Origin of the sequence: Catalinimonas locisalis (assembly GCF_038039535.1) — a bacterium.
GTDB lineage: Bacteria > Bacteroidota > Bacteroidia > Cytophagales > Cyclobacteriaceae > Catalinimonas.
Map to the genome: position 1 here is coordinate 55,444 of NZ_JBBPHP010000033.1, position 20,191 is coordinate 75,634.

Sequence of the window (20,191 nt, forward strand, 5' to 3'; positions counted from 1 at the left end):
CACTCTCCATTTCGGATCTGGCGCGCGTTTAAAACGCGTGCCCATCTATTCACTAACTTTTCTGGAGTGCTAAGCGCTTCATTTACCCTTTTATTGAATTGTTAAACTAACCTAAACTTTCAAAAATGAGCGACAAACAGATAACAGTAGTCATTGTAGGTATGGGATTTGGAAAAGAATTTATTCCTATTTACCAGCAACATCCGAATATCAAAGCGGTGGGCATTTGTACACGTAATGAAAAAACCATAGAAGAACTGGCCACTAAATTCAAACTGGATAGAAACCTGTGCTTTACCAATTTTGAGGACGTGCCCGGAAGAGAGGATGTGGATGCCATTCATGTAGTAACGCCGGTACCCGATCATGCCAGAATGACCCTGGCTTCTCTGAATGCCAATAAACATACGGCCTGCACCATTCCTATGGCGATGACCGTGGAGGATTGTAAAGCTATCGTTGAGGCCAAAAGGAAATCTGGCAAAGTATACATGATGATGGAAACCGCCTTATATACCCGCGAATTCTTATATGGACTCAAACTGGCAGAAAGCGGTGAACTGGGAAAGATACAATTTGTGCGTGGCTCCCATATTCAGGACATGAGCATGGAAGGCTGGGCTGAGTACTGGAAAGGTTTTCCTCCGATGCTGAATGGAACACACGCCATTTCTCCATTGCTGCGGATTAACAACACCAAAGCTGAATCTGTCGTCTGCCATGGTTCCGGACGTCTGAGCGAAGACCTGGCCAAAAGATACAATGCGCCCTATGCTGTAGAAACCGCTACTTTCACCCTCAAAAATTCAGATGTCATTGCTGAAGCCACCCGCTCATTATTTGACGTGGTGCGCCAGTACCGCGAAAGCTATGATGTATACGGTACCAAGATGTCTTTTGAATGGGAACAGCTTCAGGACGAATCCCATGTGATTTTTGATGGAGGCGAAAATGCGCGTAGAATTGATGTGCCGGATACCGACGAAATGCTGATTCCGGAAATCGCCAACTTTACCAAAAGAGAGCAGATTGACGATCCCAATCACGTGTCCTTTTTGCAGGGCGCCGGGCATGGAGGTTCACACCCCCATCTGGTTCAGGAATTTGTAGCTGCAATCGTAGAAGGTAGAAACTCCGCCGTAGATGCTGATGTGGCTGCCAATTATACCTGCGCAGGCATTTGCGCCCATGAATCCGCCATGAACAATGGCAAAAGAATAGCTATCCCTGATTTTGAAGCATAGAGGTACAAAGTTATTAGAGTGTTAGGGTGTTATAATTGATACTCACAAGTACATTATAATACCTTAACACATAAGTACATCAACACCCTAACCCCGCACTCTGGCAGCTTAGGACTATAACACTCAGAACTATAACACTATCTTCATGCAATTTGGCGTAAGTACATTTTTATGGGTATCCCCCTTCACCACTGAAACTTTTGACCTGGTATACAAAATCAAAGAAATGGGTTTTGATATCATAGAAGTACCGGTGGAAAAAAAAGAGTTGATTGACTGGAATAAGCTAAAAGAGGTAGTGAAAGACTGCGATCTGAAAGTAACCATCAGTGGAGCATTTGGTGCGGAGCGAGATATCTCCAGTGATGATCCAGCTGTCCGCAAGCAGGGATCTAATTATATCGCCGACTGTATCAAAATCGCCGCCGAAATGGGAAGCCCGATTTTTGGTGGACCTTTGTATTCCGCTGTAGGCAAAACCCGTTTTGTGTCCGAAGATCAGAAAAAAAAGGAGTGGAACTGGTGCGTTGAAAACCTCGGGGAAGCTGCTAAGCTGGCAGCAGATTACGGCATCATTTTAGGCCTGGAACCCTTGAACCGTTTTGAAAGCGATATGATCAATACCGTAGATCAGGCACTCTCGCTGGTCAAAGATGTTAACCATCCGCAACTCAAAATACAACTGGACACCTTTCACAATAATATTGAGGAAAAGAACATTCCTGATTCCATCAGAAAGATTGGTAAGGACTTGCTCTGTCATGTGCAGGGCAATGAAAGTGATAGAGGCACCCCGGGTACGGGTAATCTGGATTGGACCGGCATCAAGACTGCTTTGCAGGACATTGATTATCAGGGAGCGGTGGTCATAGAAACTTTCGGGGCGGTATCGGAAGAAATTGCCAAAGCCACCTGCATCTGGCGGCCACTGGCCAGTAGTTCGGATGAGCTGGCTTCAGAAGGTCTGGCTTTTTATAAGAAGCTGTTTAATCACTGACATCAAAAAATGGATAATTTACTAGTCCGCTATACTCTTTCCGGCAATCACTGCATGTATACAACAACCAATTCCTAAAAGAGCTTTTCCCGACTCAATTATTGCTAACATGAAAAAATACACCCTCCTATTATTTTTACTGCTCGGCAATATTGCTTATGCCCAGGTACCCGTAGATCTGTCATCTTTTGACAAAAAAGGAGACGCTCTTGCGACTGTAAAGGATCAATTGTTAGAGGTTTCCTGGCCTGCCGGTGAAAATGCAATGGGTAGACTACAAATTGATTTACAGAAAGAAAATACTTTACTGAAGAGCATAGCCCTTACAAAAAGTGATCAGTCCTATGAAATTGCTGCTGATGTAGATCCTGTTTTTTTACTTACAGTAGGAAAAAGAGATCTGGAAAAGAGAAAAGGCTGGACGATTTTTTTTGACAATCCACCCCACGCTCCTCACCAAACCTATCCACTGAAACTTGACAAAAAGAATGTAAAGCTCACCAGTCAGGGAGCGCGTACCCATATCCAGATAGATGGCGCCAGTGCCGGCCCTTTTACGGGGGCAGTAGCATTCACTTTGTACAATGGCAGCCCATTGGTAAAGGTGGAGGCGGTGATGGTCACTCAACAGGATTCTGTAGCATTGCTTTATGATGCAGGGCTGGTACGGCAATCCTCCTGGGAGGAAGTCTGGTGGGCTGATCCGGAAGGGTATTTACAGGATTCGGAAGTAGATGAAAGTGCACAAAGCCAGCACCTAGCTGTAAAATATCGTACCATCATAGGACAAAGTAAAGAAGGTAGTATCGCGGTATTTCCGGCTCCCCATCAATACTTTTATCCGCTGGATAATGCTTATAACCTGCAGCATGTCTGGTATGGTAAAAACTACCAAAACATGATTCCCGATTACGGGATAGGCATACGGCATGAACCGCTGGGAGATAGAAGGTGGGTACCCTGGTTCAATGCGCCTCCCAATACGGAGCAACGTTTGAGTTTCTTTTGTCTGCTCAGTACAGAAAAAGATGGGAAAGTGCTGGAAAAGGTGAAGCAGTTTACCCACAACGATACCTACAAACCCCTCCCCGGCTATTACACCATGTCAAGTCATTTTCATACCGAGCATACTGATGATGTGCTTACCCATAAGCCACTGCCTGATATTCCGGGTTTTGTAAAAGCGTTTCGTAACACAGGAGTGAATATCGTACACCTCGGGGAGTTTCATGGACCGGGAAGTCCCCGGGGGCCGGAGATCAAGCGTTTTTCAGAACTTAAGCTATTGTTTGATGAGTGCAAAAGGCTTTCTGGAGGCGACTTCCTGCTTCTTCCCGGTGAAGAACCTAATAATTTTTTCGGCGGCCACTGGATGAATATATTTCCAGAACCTGTATACTGGGTAATGTCCCGATCGCCCGACTTGCCTTTTACAGAAGAACACCCCACCTATGGCAAAATCTACCGGATCGGCAGTAAAGAAGACATGATGCAGTTGCTGCAAGAGGAAAAGGGACTGGCCTGGACAGCCCATGCCCGTATCAAAGGATCTACCGGCTTTCCGGACCTATACAAACACGAATCATTTTATAAGTCAGATCATTTTCTGGGAGCAGCCTGGAAGGCGATGCCTGCTGATTTATCTCAGCCCAAAATGGGTAAGCGTGTCCTTGATCTGATGGATGATATGGCAAATTGGGGACAGAAAAAGTATGTCATTGCCGAAGCAGATCTGTTTAAAATAGAGCCAGACTATGAATTGTACGGTCATCTGAACGTCAACTATCTCCAGCTGGATGAACTACCTAAGTTTGAGGAAGGCTGGCAGCCGGTACTGGATGCCATACAAACCGGAAAGTTTTTTGTAAGTACCGGAGAAATTTTGCTGCCAACTTTTTCTGTCAACGGTAAAAAATCAGGTGAGGTATTGACATTAGACAGCAGGGGTAATGCAGAGGTCAAAGTAGATATGGAATGGACATTTCCGCTACATTATGCCGAAATCATTTCCGGGGATGGTCAGGAAGTGTACCGTGAAAGAATAGATTTGCACGATACCCAGGCTTTTGGAAGCAAAGCGCTCAATCTTAAGACAAAGCTGAAGAATAGAAAGTGGGTAAGGTTTGAAGTTTGGGATGTAGCTGCTAATGGAGCCTTTACCCAGATAGTCTGGCTTGAGTAAAGGTCAAAAAAAAGATGTAAATTCAGTTTTCATTTAAGCATAAAACAGATGCCTGCGGCTAAAGAATACATATTGATGCTTGGCTGTTTTGATACCAAGGGAGAAGAGTTTGCTTTTCTGCGTGAATGCATGCTTTCACAGGGAGAACAAATTAAAACCATTAATACCGGTGTTTTTGGAACTACACAAAAATTCCCCGTAGATATTGAAGCAGAGCAGGTAGCCCTGGAGGCAGGCTTTAGCCTGGAGAACCTGAGAGAAGAAGCTGACCGCGGACATGCTGTGGAGATCATGGGTAAAGGAGTCGCCCGGCTGGTTTCTAAGCTCATGCAGGAAGGAGGAATAAAAGCGGCGATTGGTATGGGCGGGGGAGGAGGTACGTATATTGCACTTGCCGCACTGAAAGAAATACGTTTGGGAATCCCCAAACTTTGCTTATCTACATTAGCCTCCAAAGATGTATCTCGCCTTATGGGAAGTAAGGATATTACTTTGATGCCGACCATAGTGGATGTGGCAGGACTCAACAGTATTAGCAAACATTTGATGAGGCAGGCAGCGGCAGCTATTTGCGCAATGGCTAAAGTCCAATCTTTGGATGCCCAGGCTACCACTGGCAAAGTTGCCATCAGTATGTTTGGCAATACAAGTACCTGTGTGGATCAATGTATTAAGTTACTGGAAAAGCAGGGATATGAAGTGTTTACTTTTCATGCCAATGGCACAGGAGGTAAAACCATGGAAGCTCTGATACGGGAAGGCTTTTTTGATGCGGTATTGGACATTACCACCACTGAACTGGCTGATGATCTATGCGAGGGAATATGTAGTGCTGGCCCTGATCGCCTGAATGCGGCTGCTGAAATGGGAATCCCGCAGGTAGTGGTTCCCGGATGTCTGGATATGGTGAATTTTGCCCAAATGGATACAGTGCCCAAAAAATATAAAGAGCGTAAGCTATACAGTTGGGCTCCCGATGTAACTTTGATGAGAACCAACGAAGAAGAAAACAGAATACTGGGAGAAAAGCTTGCCCAAAAGGTAAATCAATCTACTGCTCCGGTTACCATTCTGTTACCTACTAAAGGGATTTCACAAATAGATGCAGAAGGCGGCGTTTTTTACCAACCAGAAGCTGATCAGGCTTTGTTTGAATCCATCAAAAAGCATAGCCATGCCCCGGTAAAAGTAACAGAAGTAGATGCACACATCAACGATCAAAAATTTTCTGCATACATTGTCAATAGCCTGCAGGAGATGAAGATGAGAGAAAAATAAAGCGTATATTTTTATCACAAGCATGCTGAAGTTAATATACTGCTTAGGATTCCAGCTTATTTTTTAAATAGTTTGAGAAAATTTTTTACATAAAATGTATTTGAACCAATAGATTTTCAATTATGCCAAACCCATGGACAGGTAAGGGAAATCCTTACACCAAACAAGAAGTTAGGGACCGTTTACAAAAAACACTTGATCAGAATAAAGCTATTATTGCTGCCGGAGCCGGAACGGGCATCAGCGCCAAATTTATAGAAAAAGGAGGAGCGGATTTGATTATCATCTACAATTCCGGCCGCTTTCGGATGTCAGGGCATGGCTCCACCGCCGGTCTGATGGCATATGGAGATGCCAATGCTGTAGCCATGGAAATCGGGGAGTTTGAGGTATTGCCGGTGGTAGAAGAGATTCCTGTGATTTGCGGTGTACATGGTTCCGACCCTCGCCGCAGAATGTGGCATCATTTGCTAAAAGTAAAGGACATGGGCTTTTCAGGAGTCAATAATTTTCCCACGCACTCTATTGTAGACGGACACTTCAGAAATGTGCTGGAAGAGACCGGGATGGGCTTTGAAAAGGAAGTGGAAATGATCAGCCTGGCTACCAAAATGGATTTATTCTCTATCGTATATGTAGCCAAGCCTGAAGAAGCACGGCAGATGGCTGAAGCAGGTGCTGATGCAATCATTGCCCATGTCGGGACTACCGTAGGTGGGTCCATAGGCGTGGTTGAAGCGTCCTGCACCATGGATGATGCGGTAGAAAGGACCCAAGCCATCATGAAAGCCGGTAGAGAAGTTAACCCTGATATATTTTTCCTTACCCACGGCGGACCGATTAACACCCCGGAAGATGTGCGAGAAATTCTGGATAAAACAGATGCCCAGGGATTTGTAGGCGCCTCCTCTCTGGAAAGGATGGGCGTGGAACAATCGCTAACCGACCTCACCAAAAGGTTTAAAGCTTTGGAGCTCAAAAAGAATTAATGGGCGGATAGGATATGAGAAATTTCACGGCTTCAACACTCATGACTAATAATGCCATAATTTTAGCTTTACTACTACTGATGGGAGTGTTTGGCATTAGCGCTTTTTCAGATGATACTACTAAAACTCAAGATGTAGAAGATGAGCGTCCCAACATCATTTTGATCATGGCCGATGATATGGGCTTTTCGGATGCCGGTTGTTTTGGGGGAGAAGTCATGACGCCCAGCCTGGATTATCTGGCAGAAAACGGTCTTCGCTTTACCCAGTTTTATAATACCTCCCGATGCTGTCCCACCCGGGCTTCTCTGCTTACCGGACTCTACAACCATCAGGCCGGTATAGGAGGGATGACCACCGACACCGGTAAGGAAGGCTACCGCGGGTACCTGACAGAAAATACGGTTACACTGGCGGAAGTGCTGAAGGATGCAGGCTACCGTACCGGAATGGTAGGCAAGTGGCATGTATCCAATACCATAGTGCAGGAAGACCCACAGGAGCAACTGGACTGGCTGAATCATCAGGCTTTTTATCCTGAGTTTTCACCAGTAGAGCAATATCCTGTCAGTCGTGGATTTGAAAAATATTATGGCAATATCTGGGGAGTCGTGGATTTCTTTGATCCTTTTAGTCTGGTAAATGGCACTGAGGCTGTAAAAACTGTACCTGAAGACTATTACCATACCGATGCGATCAATGACAGTACCTCAGCCTATATCAAAGCGTTTAGTCAGGAGGAAAACCCTTTTTTCATTTATGTAGCCCATACGGCTCCCCACTGGCCCCTGCATGCTTTACCTGAGGACATTCAAAAATACGAGAACACCTATACTGAGGGCTGGGAGGCTATTCGTAAATCCCGATACCAGCGCATGGTGGCTCAGGGTCTGATTGATTCTACTTTGTATCCTTTTTCTGCTCGCTGGGAGGATGAACTGGCCTGGGAAGACAATCCGCATCAGGAGTGGGATGCCCGGGCGATGGCCGTACATGCTGCCATGATTGACCGCATGGATCAGGGCATAGGCAGAATCATTGAGACTCTTCGTGAAACCGGAGAACTGGACAATACCTTGATATTTTTTTTGAGTGACAACGGTGCCAGCCCGGAAGATTGCATGCGTTATGGTCCCGGTTTTGATCGTCCCAGTGAAACGCGTAGCGGTGAAGAAATTGCCTATCCGGTGGATAAGGAAGTACTGCCTGGCCCTCAGACCACCTTTACTTCTATTGGGCAACGCTGGGCCAACGTAGCCAACACGCCTTTCCGCTACTGGAAAATGCAGTCTTTTGAAGGGGGGGTGCATACGCCGATGATCGCTTACTGGCCAAAAGGCATTACAGCCGACAAAGGAAGCGTGACGAATCAGGTAGGGCATGTGATGGACTTCATGGCTACCTTTGTGGATCTGGCTCAGACCGAATATCCAAACCAATATCATAATCAGTCTGTCACTCCGATGGATGGAATGAGTCTGGCCCCCATCTTCAAAGGAGAGCAACGCGATGGTCACCCGACACTTTTTAATGAGCATATGGGTGGGCGCTATGTCCGCACAGCCGATTGGAAGCAGGTGGCGCTGAATACAGAAAGTCCGTGGGAACTGTACCGCATCAATGAAGACCGTACGGAAACCACTAATGTGGCAGACCAACATCCTGAGGTGGTGCAGGAGTTGGATAGCCTATGGCAGGAGTGGGCACAGGCCAATCAGGTACTACCTAAACCTTAGTTTTCTTAATGGTAGGTTTAAAACTTAACCTCAGGCTTCGTGCTTCCACGAGCATGAATACCGATTAATCGCTTCAGCCTAATCACTAAAAACAGGCCTGCATTAAAAGTTTTATCTTTATTGAACAGGGTAAACTTCTTACTACCAGGAAAATTGGATAATAAGCTTATTCCTACGACTATATCATTTTGGCTTATTTAATAGTATTGATACGCTAAAATAGGTTACCGTAAGATTTGTGTCTATTCGGTCAGGTTTGGAGAAAAAAAGGCCTTCAAAATCATAAAATTTGAAGGGTTTTGCTATAAAATTTGCTTTGGGTTCAGGGCTCTCTCAGAGAGTGATGCTCCTGAATATTATTTGTAAAATACTGAAAATCAGTATATTAAAAAAATAAACTTAGGATGGTAACCGAATTATTTATGCTATTCTGATGGGTTTTGGGATTTTTTCTCAAGCATTTTATGGGGAAATAGTAATGTAAAAAACCAATATGCTCAGAATAAGCGGGAGAGCCTGTTTTGTTTTTAAGGTCTTGTCCGTAAGTCGCCTTAGATCAAAATTTCACTTCACAAATTAGTATCCTATCTAGTCAGGCAAAATGCGTTTCTCCTTACTTTAACTCATTAGATAATTTTTCAATCGCTGGTTTATGTGATCCATCTTCATAGCTTAGCAGGATCAGAACGATGTTTTACCTTAGCGCTTATGCAATACAGTCTGCTGATTATTGATGATGAAAAGGATATCCGAAATCTGCTGGCCCGTACCCTGGAACTGGAAGGCTATCAGGTACAGACGGCTACGGATGGACGTAGCGGTCTTGCGCTCTTGGATCAGCAGGATTTTCATGTGGTACTTACCGACATCAAACTTCCCGATATCACAGGAGTAGACCTTACCCTTGAACTCAAAAAACGTGCGCCTGGAACGGAGGTCATTTGTCTGACGGCTTTCGGCAACATACAGGATGGCGTGCAGGCCATGAAGAACGGAGCTTTTGATTACCTCGTCAAAGGAGATGATCAGGCTAAGATTATCCCGCTCCTGGCCAAAGCGGCGGAAAAGGCTCAACTGCAATTCAAGCTTCAAAAGCTGGAACAGAAGATCAGGGGCAGCCATGGTTTTCAGCAGATTCTGGGTCCGTCGCAGGCCCTGCAGCAAGCCAAAGACATGGCGAAGAAAGTAGCCGCTACGGATACGACGGTGCTGCTCAGCGGGCCTACCGGCACGGGAAAGGAAGTTTTTGCCCAGGCCATCCATGCCGAAAGTAAGCGCAGGGCTAATCCCATCGTCATTGTCAACTGTAGTGCCTTTGGCAAAGATTTACTGGAAAGTGAAATGTTCGGTCACAAAGCAGGCGCTTTTACCGGAGCCACCCGCGATAAAAAAGGTTTGCTGGAAGAAGCCCATACCGGCACTTTATTTCTGGACGAGATAGGAGAGATGCCCCAGGACCTGCAGGCCAAATTGTTACGGGTACTGGAAAACGGTACTTTTCTCAAGGTGGGAGATACCAAAGCGCAAAAGGTAGACATCCGGCTCATTGCTGCCACCAACCGGAACCTGGAAGAAGAGATTGAAAAAGGAAATTTCCGTGAAGATCTCTTTTTTCGCCTTTCGGTTTTTCAGATTCAGCTTCCCTCGCTGGACGAAAGAAAGGAAGATATTCCGGAACTGGCGCGGTATTTCATCAGGCAGTTTGGCATCAAACTCAACAAACCTCAACTGACGGCTTCTGCCGTATTTATGCAGACTTTGCAGCAGCACCATTGGCGGGGCAACATACGGGAGCTGCGCAATGTCATAGAACGTGCTTCTATCCTGGCGGACGGAAACGAGCTGCAAAGCAAAGACCTTCCTTTTGATTTTCTGAAACAGCAACAGCCGGGAATACAAACAGGTGTATTCAAACTCAAAGACCTGGAAAAAGAGCACATCAAAAATATGTTGCTGTACACCCAAGGCAACAAAACCAAGGCTGCCGAACTGCTGGACATCGGCCTCACCACCCTCTACAGTAAGCTCAAAGAATACGGCATGTAGACCTTTCGGATTCTGCAAAACCTTTCGGAATCCGAAGGGTGTAAAGAAAAGTCATTCCTAAGTATTTCAAAAAAATTTATTTTAATACGCTGATTTTCAGTGATTTATATTAATGTGAGATTTTTTTATTCTGTCGGGCATAAGCTTTGGCCTCTGTAGTCATCAACAAAACTGAATGACTATGGAATTTCTCGGATCAGTCTTAATGATTATGCTGGCGCTGACCGTCTTCGCCATTCTTTCCAAGACGGTAGAATTTTTTGACGAACTCATTCATCCCTAAGCTTATGACACTTTTACTCATTCTGACCCTATTGGTCTTTGGCTATCTCTTTTATGCCATCACTCAACCCGAAAAGTTTTAAACCATGTTTACAGAAATTTTAGGAATCGTATTGATCTTTCTGCTTTCGGCAGGACTGGCCTGGCCGCTGGGTAAATACATCAGCAGAATTTTCCAGGGAGAAAAAACCTGGTCAGATTTTATGAGTCCTGTGGAAATTTTTCTTTTTCGCATCTCGGGCATCAACCCCAGCCGTTCCATGGATTGGAAAGAAAACATGAAAGCCCTGCTGGGACTGAACATTTTTATGTTTCTTTTCGCTTTCCTGGCCCTGGTACTGCAAGGCTTCCATCCTTTCTGGAATCCCGTGAGTTTGGGCAATTGGGAACCTACTCTGGCTTTCAACACCGCCGTAAGTTTTACCACCAATACCAACCTGCAACATTATTCCGGTGAGTCAGGCGCTTCACATTTCACCCAGTTGCTGGTCTTTTGCTGGCTGCAGTTTGTCAGTGCGGCTACCGGTATTGCCGCCTGTGCGTTGCTGTTTCAGGCATTGAAAAACAAATCCGTCTCTGCCCTCGGTAACTTCTGGAACCTGTTCCTGAAGTCCAATACCCGTATTTTGTTACCATTGGCAATCATCCTTTCTCTGATCCTGACTTTCAATGGTTCTACCACCAATTTTCAGGAGCTGAAGGAAGTAACCACTTTGGAAGGCGATACGCAACTGGTGGCCGGTGGTCCTACGGCTCCAATGGTAGCGATCAAACAGTTGGGAACCAACGGAGGCGGTTTTTTCGGACCTAACTCTACGCACCCTTTTGAGAACCCTAATTACCTGACCAATGTCGCTGAAAATATAGCTATTTTACTTATTCCTATGGCGCTGGTTTTTGCCTTTGGCTTTTATCTGAAGAGGAGAAAAATGGCACTGATGTTTTTTGGTGTGATGTCCATATTGTTCATCAGTTTTGTGGCTATCTCAGCTTCTGAAGAGTTTGGCGGCAATGCTCCTTTTACGGAAACATTGGGCTTAAGTCAGCAGCCGAATATGGAAGGCAAAGAAGTACGATTCGGACCGGCGGCTTCCTCCATGTGGGGCGTGTCCACCACTTCTACTTCCAACGGTTCAGTCAACTCCATGCATGACAGCCACACACCTTTATCCGGTGGTATCTTCCTGCTGGATATGTTCATCAACGCCATCTACGGAGGGGTAGGTGTGGGCTTCATCAATTTCTTCGTCTTTGTGATTGTGGCAGTCTTTATCTCCGGCCTGATGGTAGGGCGTACGCCTGAGTTTATGGGCAAAAAGATTGAAGCCCGGGAAGTGAAAATAGCTGCTCTGGTCGTGATTTTACATCCGCTGCTGATCCTGGTAGGCACTGCCATTGCTGCCAATACATGGACTGAAAACCCCGAGATAGGCTGGCTCAACAACCCGGCTTATCATGGACTCTCAGAGATGCTCTATGAGTTCACCTCGGCATCTGCCAACAACGGCTCTGGTTTTGAGGGATTGGGAGACAATACAGGTTTCTGGAATATACTTACCGGGCTGGCCATGCTGTTGGGACGCTTTATCCCTATTATTGGACCACTGGCCATTGCAGGATCTCTGGCTGCGAAAAATGTAGTGCCCCAAACCGCAGGGAGTCTCAAACTGGAAAGTGCTGCCTTTGCTGCCGTACTGGTATCTGTCATTCTGATTGTAGCAGCCCTGGCATTCTTCCCAGTCATGGCATTGGGTCCCATAGCTGACTATCTGGCTTACTTTAAATAATAAAAAAGCATCTTAAGATGAGCAAGCATAAAAATACATCTTTATTTACCGGAGCCCTGGTGAATCAGGCCCTCAAAGATTCGTTCATCAAGCTTAATCCTGCTTTGATGATCAAAAACCCGGTGATGTTCACCGTAGAAATTGGTACCTTCATCATGCTGATCGTGACTGTACTTTCTGCCCTGCAGACAGATGCCACGCTGGGCAGTCCGGGATATAATACGGTCATTACCATTTTGCTGTTACTCACCGTACTCTTCGGTAACTTTGCTGAAGCCATTGCCGAAGCCCGAGGCAAAGCCCAGGCCGACAGCCTGCGCAAAACCCGTCAGGATACCAAAGCGAAGAGGCTGAAAGGTGAAATGGTTGAAGAGATTTCTTCTGCTCAGCTCCAAAAAGGCGATATCTATGTGGCGGAAGCCGGAGACATCATTCCTGCCGACGGAGAGATCATTGAAGGCCTGGCTTCCATAGATGAGTCGGCCATTACAGGAGAATCCGCCCCTGTCATTCGCGAAGCCGATACCGATCAGAATTCGGTGATTGGCGGTACCAAAGTGCTGTCTGACAAGATCAAGGTAAGAGTCACTTCCCAGCCAGGCAGCAGCTTTCTGGACAAGATGATAGAGCTGGTAGAAGGAGCCAACCGGCAGAAGTCGCCCAACGAAATTGCGCTGACGATTTTACTGGCCAGCTTTACCATGGTCTTCCTGATAGTCACGGTCACCCTCAAACCTCTGGCAGATTATGCGCAGGTAGCGATTACTTTGGCTGCCCTGGTTTCGCTCTTTGTGTGTCTGATTCCTACGACCATCGGCGGACTGCTATCCGCCATTGGGATTGCGGGAATGGACAGAGCCCTGAGGGCCAATATCATTGCCAAGTCCGGTAAAGCGGTAGAAACCGCCGGCGACATTGATACTTTATTGCTGGACAAAACAGGAACCATTACCATTGGCAACCGCAAAGCCACCCGCTTCATTCCTTCCGATGGCGTGAGTGCCCAGGAGTTTATGGAACTGTGTGTGATGAGTTCACTTTCCGACAATACTCCGGAAGGGAAGTCCATCATAGAACTGGCAGAGAAAGAAGGTACACAAATAGATCAGTCAAAGATGGCAAAAGCCAACTTTGTGAAGTTCTCTGCCCAGACCCGCATGAGCGGCGTAGACCTTGCCGACGGAAGCAAGCTGAGAAAAGGGGCCTGGGATGCCATCAAAAGATGGTCGCAAAACGCCAATGGCACTTTGGAGAAGATGGAAAAAGAGGTCAAAGCCATTGCAGAAAACGGAGGTACACCCCTGGCACTGGCGCTGGACAACAAACCTTTGGGTGTCATTCAGCTGGAAGATATCATCAAGCCGGGTATACAGGAAAGGTTTGCCCGCCTGCGCAAAATGGGTATCAAAACAGTTATGGTAACCGGTGATAACCCGCTGACTGCTGCCTACATTGCCAAACAGGCGGGCGTAGATGACTATATTGCCGAAGCCAGGCCGGAAGATAAAATGTCTTACATCCGCAAAGAGCAGGAGGAAGGAAAGCTGGTGGCCATGATGGGTGACGGAACCAACGATGCACCGGCACTGGCCCAGGCCGATGTGGGCATTGCCATGAACAGCGGAACGCAGGCCGCCAAAGAAGCCGGTAATATGGTGGACTTGGACAATGACCCTACCAAACTGCTGGAGGTAGTAGAGATTGGTAAGCAGTTGCTCATCACCCGGGGAAATGTGACAACCTTCTCCATTGCCAATGATGTAGCCAAGTACTTTGCCATTGTTCCGGCACTATTTGCGGTAGCCATTCCTGGTTTTGATGCACTCAACATCATGCAGTTGTCTAGCCCTGAATCGGCCATATTATCGGCAGTGATCTTTAATGCCATCATCATTCCGCTGCTGATTCCACTGGCACTCAAAGGGGTGAAATACCGGCCCATCGGAGCTTCCGCTCTACTTACCCGCAATCTGCTGGTCTATGGGTTGGGTGGTATCCTTCTGCCTTTCATCGGTATCAAGCTCATTGATTTGCTGGTATCACTCATGGTTTCATGATTAGTGAGTAATGAATAATTTTCAATCTTCAATTTGTAATTTTTAATAGTAATGAATATAAAATCAATCGTTGTATTAGGATTTTGCACGCTACTCTTGTTTGGCGTACTTTATCCCCTGGCTATGGTAGGTGTGGGACAACTGATGCCCGAGCGAGCCAATGGGCTGCCCGTTTATAGAGGTGAAATGCTGGTCGGCTACGAAAATGTAGGACAGGCTTTCCATAGCCCGAAGTACTTCTGGGGAAGACCTTCGGCAGTAGATTATGACGCTTCTTCTACAGGAGGCTCTAACCTAAGCCCCACCAATCCGGAATATCTGGACATGGTAAAAGCCCGTATGGACAGCCTCATGAAGTACCATCCCGGACTGAACAAAGAAGACATCCCCGTGGATTTGGTTACTGCTTCAGGTTCAGGGCTGGACCCTAATATTTCTGTGGAAGCCGCCAGAATACAGGCCGAGAGAGTAGCCGAAGTGAGAGGCGTTTCTCCGGAGACTGTGAATCAGCTTATTGATGCTCACATAGAAAAACCGCTGCTGGGCTTGTTTGGTCCGGGCGACTATATTAATGTGTTGAAAATCAACCTCGCTTTGGATGAAATGTGATGATTGAAAATTAAACATTTCAAATTTAAAATTTGAGGTCATGAGTAATGAGTAGAGCCGCCGTAGAACGGAACAATGAACAAATGATTAGTGAAGAAAGACAAAGGAATATTAACCAATGAAACACGCTAATGAGTATACCAAAATGAAAAAGACACTTTTAGCAATCGTGAGTTTTTTTTGCAGCTTAGGCCTGGTGCAGGCACAGGAGGAAGAACAGCAGGGCTTCCGCTGGGAAGGTTTTGTGGACGTCTATTACGCCTACGATTTCAACGAGCCTGCCAACCACATCCGTCAGCCTTTTCTGTACAACCACAACCGCCACAATGAATTTAACCTCAACCTGGGTCTGATCAGTGGTTCCTATACCGGAGATAAAATCAGAGCCAATCTGGCTATTCAGGCGGGTACTTATGCGCAGGACAATTATAGTGCGGAAGAAGATCTGCTCAAGCATGTTTTCCAGGCTAATGTAGGCGTAGCCCTCAATGACAAGGATAACCTCTGGCTGGATGCCGGTATTTTTCCTTCGCATATCGGCTTTGAAAGTGCCATTTCCACCGAGAACCTGACGCTGACAAGATCACTGCTGGCCGAGAATTCGCCTTACTTTCTGAGTGGTGCCAAGCTTACCTATGATCCTACCGAAAGTCTTACGCTGGCTGCCCTGGTCACCAATGGCTGGCAAAGGATCGCCAGGGTAGATGACAACCAGACACCGGGAGTGGGCACGCAGCTAAACTACCATCCTACAGATGCATTCAGCATCAACTGGAGCACCTTCATTGGCAGCGATACCCCTGATGACAACAGACTGATGCGCTACTTCAACAACATTTATGCGCAGTGGCAGCCTTCAGCATTGCTGGAAATGGTGGCTGGATTTGATATAGGTACGCAGGAAAGTCTTGAAAATGGATCATCCTACCATACATGGTACACGCCTATTGTCATTGCCCGTGTACAACTGGATGAAAAACTCTACCTGGCTGGTCGGGCAGAATACTATGCCGATGAAGAGGGAGTGATCATTGACTATGGTGCTCCGGCTGGCTTCAGAACACTGGGTCTCTCTTTGAACCTGGACTATGAGGTGACAGAAAACGCCATGTTCAGAATAGAAGCCAGACATTTTAATAGCCCGGATGACATTTTTGCATCAGGAGGAAATTATACAGACGCAAATACTTTTGTAGTCACTTCACTGGCGGTGAATTTTTAAGAAAGATGATCCATGACAGAGCCGCAGAGTTCGGAACATTTTCTTGAACTGATCAAAAAATCGCGCCGGGGCAGGTTCAAAGTCTACATTGGAATGATCGCCGGTGTAGGCAAAACCTACCGCATGTTGCAGGAAGCCCATGAATTGCTCAAAGCAGGAGTTGATGTCAAAATCGGCTTCATTGAACCTCACGCCAGGGAAGAAACCATAGCCTTGACGGAGGGGCTCCCAACAATACCCAGAAAAAAAATCTTCTACAAAGGCCACGAACTGGAAGAAATGAATCTGGAAGAAATCTTAAGCATACGACCGGAAATCGTGCTGGTAGATGAACTGGCCCATACCAATATTCCGGGTAGCAGGAACGAGAAACGCTGGCAGGATGTGCTTGAATTGCTCAATGCCGGAATCAATGTAATTAGCGCTTTTAATGTACAACATTTGGAAAGTATGGTGGATAAAGTCAAAGATCTGGCTGGAATAGAAGTTAAAGAAACCATACCCGATAAGATGCTTACTTATGCAGATGAAGTAGTCAACATAGATTTACCCGCTGAAGATTTAATCAAGCGCCTGGAAGCCGGCAAAATTTATCCCAATAACCGTATACAGGCAGCGTTGGATAACTTTTTTCAGCCTGATAAAATCTTACAGCTCAGAGAGCTTGCCCTGCGACAGGTAGCCATACAGGTAGAAAAAAAAATATCTCAGAATGTACCTACGAGTCTTCGTCCGCCCACCGAAAGGTTTTTGGCCTGCATCAGCACCAATTACGAAGGGGGAAAAAAGATTCTTAGAAAAACAGCCAGAATGGCCAGTCATTATCAGGCCGAATGGATGGTTTTGTACATACAGACGCCCCGCGAACATGCGGACAGAATCAAGCTTTCGGACCAGCGTAAGTTACTACAGAACCTGCAATGGGCTGCCAAACAGGGAGCCAGAGTGATCAAGAAAGAAAGTTCGGATGTGCCTCAGACAATCTTTGATGTGGCCCAGCAGGAGAGAATCACAAACATAGTACTGGGCAGACCCAGTTTTAGTTTTTACAGGCAGCTTACCGGTAAAAACTATTTTGACAAGCTGCTTAAGAAAGTAGCCGACACGACCATAGATATTATACTTGTATTTTAATATGAAAATCAGAACAAAGCTTACCCTCATTTTTGCTGCGGTATTCTTAGTCCTTCTGGCTGTGGGCGGACTAGGAAGCTATTATCTGCGCTGGCTGGCCCAGGATACAGAGGCTATCATTCAGGACAATTACCGTACACTTACCTATATGCATGCGCTAGACAATACGCTGGACGAGCTTTTAGGACAATTGAATGCTTCTCCTACCAATGAGACACGGAAGCAGGTGAATACTTTACTTGAAGAAGGAAGAGCGCGACTTGATCTTCAACAGGAAAACATTACTGAAATGGGAGAAAATTCTCTTACTTCCAATTTGATCAGGAAGTATGAGCAACTTCAGGACAGGCTTACCTCCAACACTACAGAGATTGCGCGTACCGCTATCCGCAGTGAGTTAGTGCCCTTGATACTTGACATTAAAGATCAGGCGGCTCAAATCTATGAAGTCAATGAGGATGCGCTGCTAAAGGAAAACGAGCAGGCGGTTGAAACAGCCCATAAAGTAGTACTCTACATGACTATTTTGGTAGGGTGTACTTGTGTGCTGGGCATCTTTTTTACGGTGGGTTTTCCCAAGGTCCTCACCCGCCCTATCAAAGATTTTATCTGGGCGGTACGCGAAGTGAGTCTGGGAAATTATCAAACTAAAGTTCCCCACAACCGATACGATGAACTGGGAGACCTGGCCCGGGCCTTCAATAGTATGGCAGCCAAGTTGCAGGAGTACAAGGTAACGAATGTTTCCAGTCTGCTTTTTGAGAAGAAACGTCTGGATGCTGTCATTGACCAGATGCACGAAGCCACATTGGGCCTGGATGAAAACAAGTTTATCATTTTTGTCAATAACCGCATGCTGAACTTGTTGAACATGAACAGGGAAAAGATCATTGGGAAGTACGCGCCAGACATCGCAGTCAAAAATGATCTGTTAAAAAGCCTGATCCGTGAATTGATGATTGGCGTTGATGAATGGGAAGAGCAAGAATTTACATCCATCAAAGCTGTGGAAAATGACCAGCAAAAACTCTTTGCCAAACAGGTAGTAGATGTAGTGGATGAACCCACAGGTGAGAGCCGCAGGGTGCTGATCGGTCATGTGGTGATGCTTACTGATATTACCGAGTTTGCGGAAAGAGATGAGGCCAAGACGCACTTTATGGCTACACTTTCGCATGAACTCAAAACGCCTACCGCAGCGATACAGATGAGTGCAGACCTCCTTCAAAATACTAAAATAGGTGCACTCAATGAGGAACAGGCCTCTCTTTTGACAACCATCCGTGAGAACAATGAAAGGATGCAGCATATCATCCGTGAGATTCTGGATCTTTCCAAAATTGAAAGCGGCGCCATTGATGTGAGCAGAGTGGCTGTGGATCCTGTACAGCTTATTGACAAAGCTATTGAAGGGGTAAAGCTTTTTCTCAACGATAAGCATCTCCAAATAGAAAAAATTATTGCTTCACCCTTGGGTTTAGTCAGAGTGGATCCCCATAAGACGGTCTGGGTGTTGAACAACTTCCTGACCAATGCGATCCGCTATGCTCCTGAAAACAGCCATATCATCATCGGTGCACAACAGGACAACGGACATATCAAGATTAAAGTACAAGATCAAGGTCCTGGTATATCACCCTCAAACCAGCAAAGAATATTTGAAAAGTTCTCCCGCATTCAGGATGAGCAAAGTGAAGGCACAGGTTTGGGACTAGCCATTTCCAAAGAATTTGTCAAGGCCATGTACGGACAGATCGGAGTACAATCCGAGGAAGGACAGGGAAGTATATTCTGGATAAGCTTTCCTATCATAAAAGCTGAAATCTATGAATATATATGAACAACGATGAGTAGCTTTTCTGGAAGTATCTCTTTGCTTTTTTAGGTAAATAAAAGAAAATGAAGGGCAAAAAACCTTTGTCTCTTACCGTCATTTGTATAATCGGTATTCTGGAGGAGCTTTTGCTTTGCCGCTGATATTATCTTCTTCAAGTGGAGATAATATATATTTGAGTATCTCAACTTCAATGGGTATTACTTGAATGTTTGGACTATGGTATATGAAGAGGTAGGTAATATATATTTTACCGCCATTGCTATCATTAACCAAATTCACATTTAGATAAAATGCAAGAGAAGACTTAGCTTTCCTTACCTACTACTAATCAAGTAAATTCCTCAGGGTTATACCCTAGGGTAGTTTTTCGTAATTTTCTATTGGCTAGCTTTCTTAATATGGTTCTTCTTAATTCAGCGAACTTCGCCCGATTAGACAAATTGGCCTCCGTGACCTTATAGCAATTGGCAATAAACTATTAGGTAGAGCAATTTGATAGCAAAGCTTCAATTTCAGACCTGCCCACAAAAATATAGTCCTGCTCTTCAAGAGTTTTATCCACCCGTATCCGTTCAAGTTTTCATCAGCTTAGGATTCTTCTATTTCATAACCTTTTGGACTATTTTTGTAAATTCAGAAGCTAAATCTTTCCAATCAACTTTAAAAAGTAGAGTAGGAGGGAGGAGATGAAAAGGAAGCTTTTTTGAATAGGATTGGACCTGCTACATTTGACTGGACAGTGAGTTAAGCGTAATTCACTTAACTTAGCTGATATGAAAAAAGAAAGACGA

14 protein-coding genes are annotated in these 20,191 nt (G+C 45.6%); all 14 read left to right on the forward strand.

The annotated features are described in order from the left end of the window. Positions 1-125 precede the first annotated feature (125 nt). Positions 126-1,244, forward strand: coding sequence for a Gfo/Idh/MocA family protein (locus WJR50_RS25985; protein WP_341296231.1), 1,119 nt, complete (start codon positions 126-128; stop codon positions 1,242-1,244). A gap of 145 nt (positions 1,245-1,389) precedes the next feature. Then, entirely contained in the window at positions 1,390-2,241 is an 852-nt protein-coding gene (locus WJR50_RS25990) for a sugar phosphate isomerase/epimerase family protein (RefSeq protein ID WP_341296232.1), read from the forward strand. A 109-nt stretch (positions 2,242-2,350) separates the two neighbouring features. Further along, positions 2,351-4,423: a CehA/McbA family metallohydrolase domain-containing protein gene (locus tag WJR50_RS25995; protein WP_341296233.1), complete on the forward strand. Its 2,073-nt coding sequence runs from the start codon at positions 2,351-2,353 to the stop codon at positions 4,421-4,423. A gap of 48 nt (positions 4,424-4,471) precedes the next feature. After that, entirely contained in the window at positions 4,472-5,701 is a 1,230-nt protein-coding gene (locus tag WJR50_RS26000; protein WP_341296234.1) for a Tm-1-like ATP-binding domain-containing protein, read from the forward strand. A gap of 122 nt (positions 5,702-5,823) precedes the next feature. After that, positions 5,824-6,690, forward strand: coding sequence for a phosphoenolpyruvate hydrolase family protein (locus tag WJR50_RS26005; RefSeq protein WP_341296235.1), 867 nt, complete (start codon positions 5,824-5,826; stop codon positions 6,688-6,690). A 14-nt stretch (positions 6,691-6,704) separates the two neighbouring features. Continuing rightward, complete coding sequence (locus WJR50_RS26010) at positions 6,705-8,426, forward strand: arylsulfatase (RefSeq protein WP_341296236.1); 1,722 nt, start codon at positions 6,705-6,707, stop codon at positions 8,424-8,426. 708 nt (positions 8,427-9,134) lie between these two features. Next, positions 9,135-10,472, forward strand: coding sequence for a sigma-54-dependent transcriptional regulator (locus tag WJR50_RS26015; RefSeq protein WP_341296237.1), 1,338 nt, complete (start codon positions 9,135-9,137; stop codon positions 10,470-10,472). A gap of 287 nt (positions 10,473-10,759) precedes the next feature. Further along, complete coding sequence (gene kdpF, locus WJR50_RS34250) at positions 10,760-10,837, forward strand: K(+)-transporting ATPase subunit F (protein ID WP_445223491.1); 78 nt, start codon at positions 10,760-10,762, stop codon at positions 10,835-10,837. Between the two features lie 3 nt (positions 10,838-10,840). Then, entirely contained in the window at positions 10,841-12,541 is a 1,701-nt protein-coding gene (kdpA, locus tag WJR50_RS26020; protein ID WP_341296238.1) for a potassium-transporting ATPase subunit KdpA, read from the forward strand. Positions 12,542-12,558: 17 nt separating this feature from the next. After that, positions 12,559-14,598 carry a potassium-transporting ATPase subunit KdpB gene (gene kdpB, locus WJR50_RS26025; protein ID WP_341296239.1) on the forward strand — a complete coding sequence of 680 codons (2,040 nt, stop codon included), beginning with the start codon at positions 12,559-12,561 and terminating at the stop codon, positions 14,596-14,598. 51 nt (positions 14,599-14,649) lie between these two features. Next, positions 14,650-15,207 carry a potassium-transporting ATPase subunit KdpC gene (gene kdpC, locus WJR50_RS26030; protein WP_341296240.1) on the forward strand — a complete coding sequence of 186 codons (558 nt, stop codon included), beginning with the start codon at positions 14,650-14,652 and terminating at the stop codon, positions 15,205-15,207. Positions 15,208-15,325: 118 nt separating this feature from the next. Next, the gene (locus WJR50_RS26035; protein WP_341296241.1) at positions 15,326-16,429 is read left to right on the forward strand and encodes a porin; all 1,104 of its coding nucleotides are present in this window, start codon (positions 15,326-15,328) and stop codon (positions 16,427-16,429) included. Between the two features lie 12 nt (positions 16,430-16,441). Further along, positions 16,442-17,563: a sensor protein KdpD gene (locus tag WJR50_RS26040; protein ID WP_341296242.1), complete on the forward strand. Its 1,122-nt coding sequence runs from the start codon at positions 16,442-16,444 to the stop codon at positions 17,561-17,563. A gap of 1 nt (position 17,564) precedes the next feature. Beyond that, positions 17,565-19,403 carry a sensor histidine kinase gene (locus WJR50_RS26045; protein WP_341296243.1) on the forward strand — a complete coding sequence of 613 codons (1,839 nt, stop codon included), beginning with the start codon at positions 17,565-17,567 and terminating at the stop codon, positions 19,401-19,403. Positions 19,404-20,191 lie beyond the last annotated feature (788 nt).

Bases quoted from the DNA above. Each gene is read 5' to 3' on its own strand.
- WJR50_RS25995 (WP_341296233.1), top strand. From the start codon at position 2,351: ATGAAAAAATACACCCTCCTATTATTTTTACTGCTCGGCAATATTGCT.
- kdpF (WP_445223491.1), top strand. From the start codon at position 10,760: ATGACACTTTTACTCATTCTGACCCTATTGGTCTTTGGCTATCTCTTT.
- WJR50_RS26015 (WP_341296237.1), top strand. From the start codon at position 9,135: ATGCAATACAGTCTGCTGATTATTGATGATGAAAAGGATATCCGAAAT.
- WJR50_RS25985 (WP_341296231.1), top strand. From the start codon at position 126: ATGAGCGACAAACAGATAACAGTAGTCATTGTAGGTATGGGATTTGGA.
- WJR50_RS26035 (WP_341296241.1), top strand. From the start codon at position 15,326: ATGAAACACGCTAATGAGTATACCAAAATGAAAAAGACACTTTTAGCA.
- kdpC (WP_341296240.1), top strand. From the start codon at position 14,650: ATGAATATAAAATCAATCGTTGTATTAGGATTTTGCACGCTACTCTTG.
- WJR50_RS25990 (WP_341296232.1), top strand. From the start codon at position 1,390: ATGCAATTTGGCGTAAGTACATTTTTATGGGTATCCCCCTTCACCACT.
- WJR50_RS26005 (WP_341296235.1), top strand. From the start codon at position 5,824: ATGCCAAACCCATGGACAGGTAAGGGAAATCCTTACACCAAACAAGAA.
- WJR50_RS26010 (WP_341296236.1), top strand. From the start codon at position 6,705: ATGAGAAATTTCACGGCTTCAACACTCATGACTAATAATGCCATAATT.
- WJR50_RS26040 (WP_341296242.1), top strand. From the start codon at position 16,442: ATGACAGAGCCGCAGAGTTCGGAACATTTTCTTGAACTGATCAAAAAA.
- kdpA (WP_341296238.1), top strand. From the start codon at position 10,841: ATGTTTACAGAAATTTTAGGAATCGTATTGATCTTTCTGCTTTCGGCA.
- kdpB (WP_341296239.1), top strand. From the start codon at position 12,559: ATGAGCAAGCATAAAAATACATCTTTATTTACCGGAGCCCTGGTGAAT.
- WJR50_RS26000 (WP_341296234.1), top strand. From the start codon at position 4,472: ATGCCTGCGGCTAAAGAATACATATTGATGCTTGGCTGTTTTGATACC.
- WJR50_RS26045 (WP_341296243.1), top strand. From the start codon at position 17,565: ATGAAAATCAGAACAAAGCTTACCCTCATTTTTGCTGCGGTATTCTTA.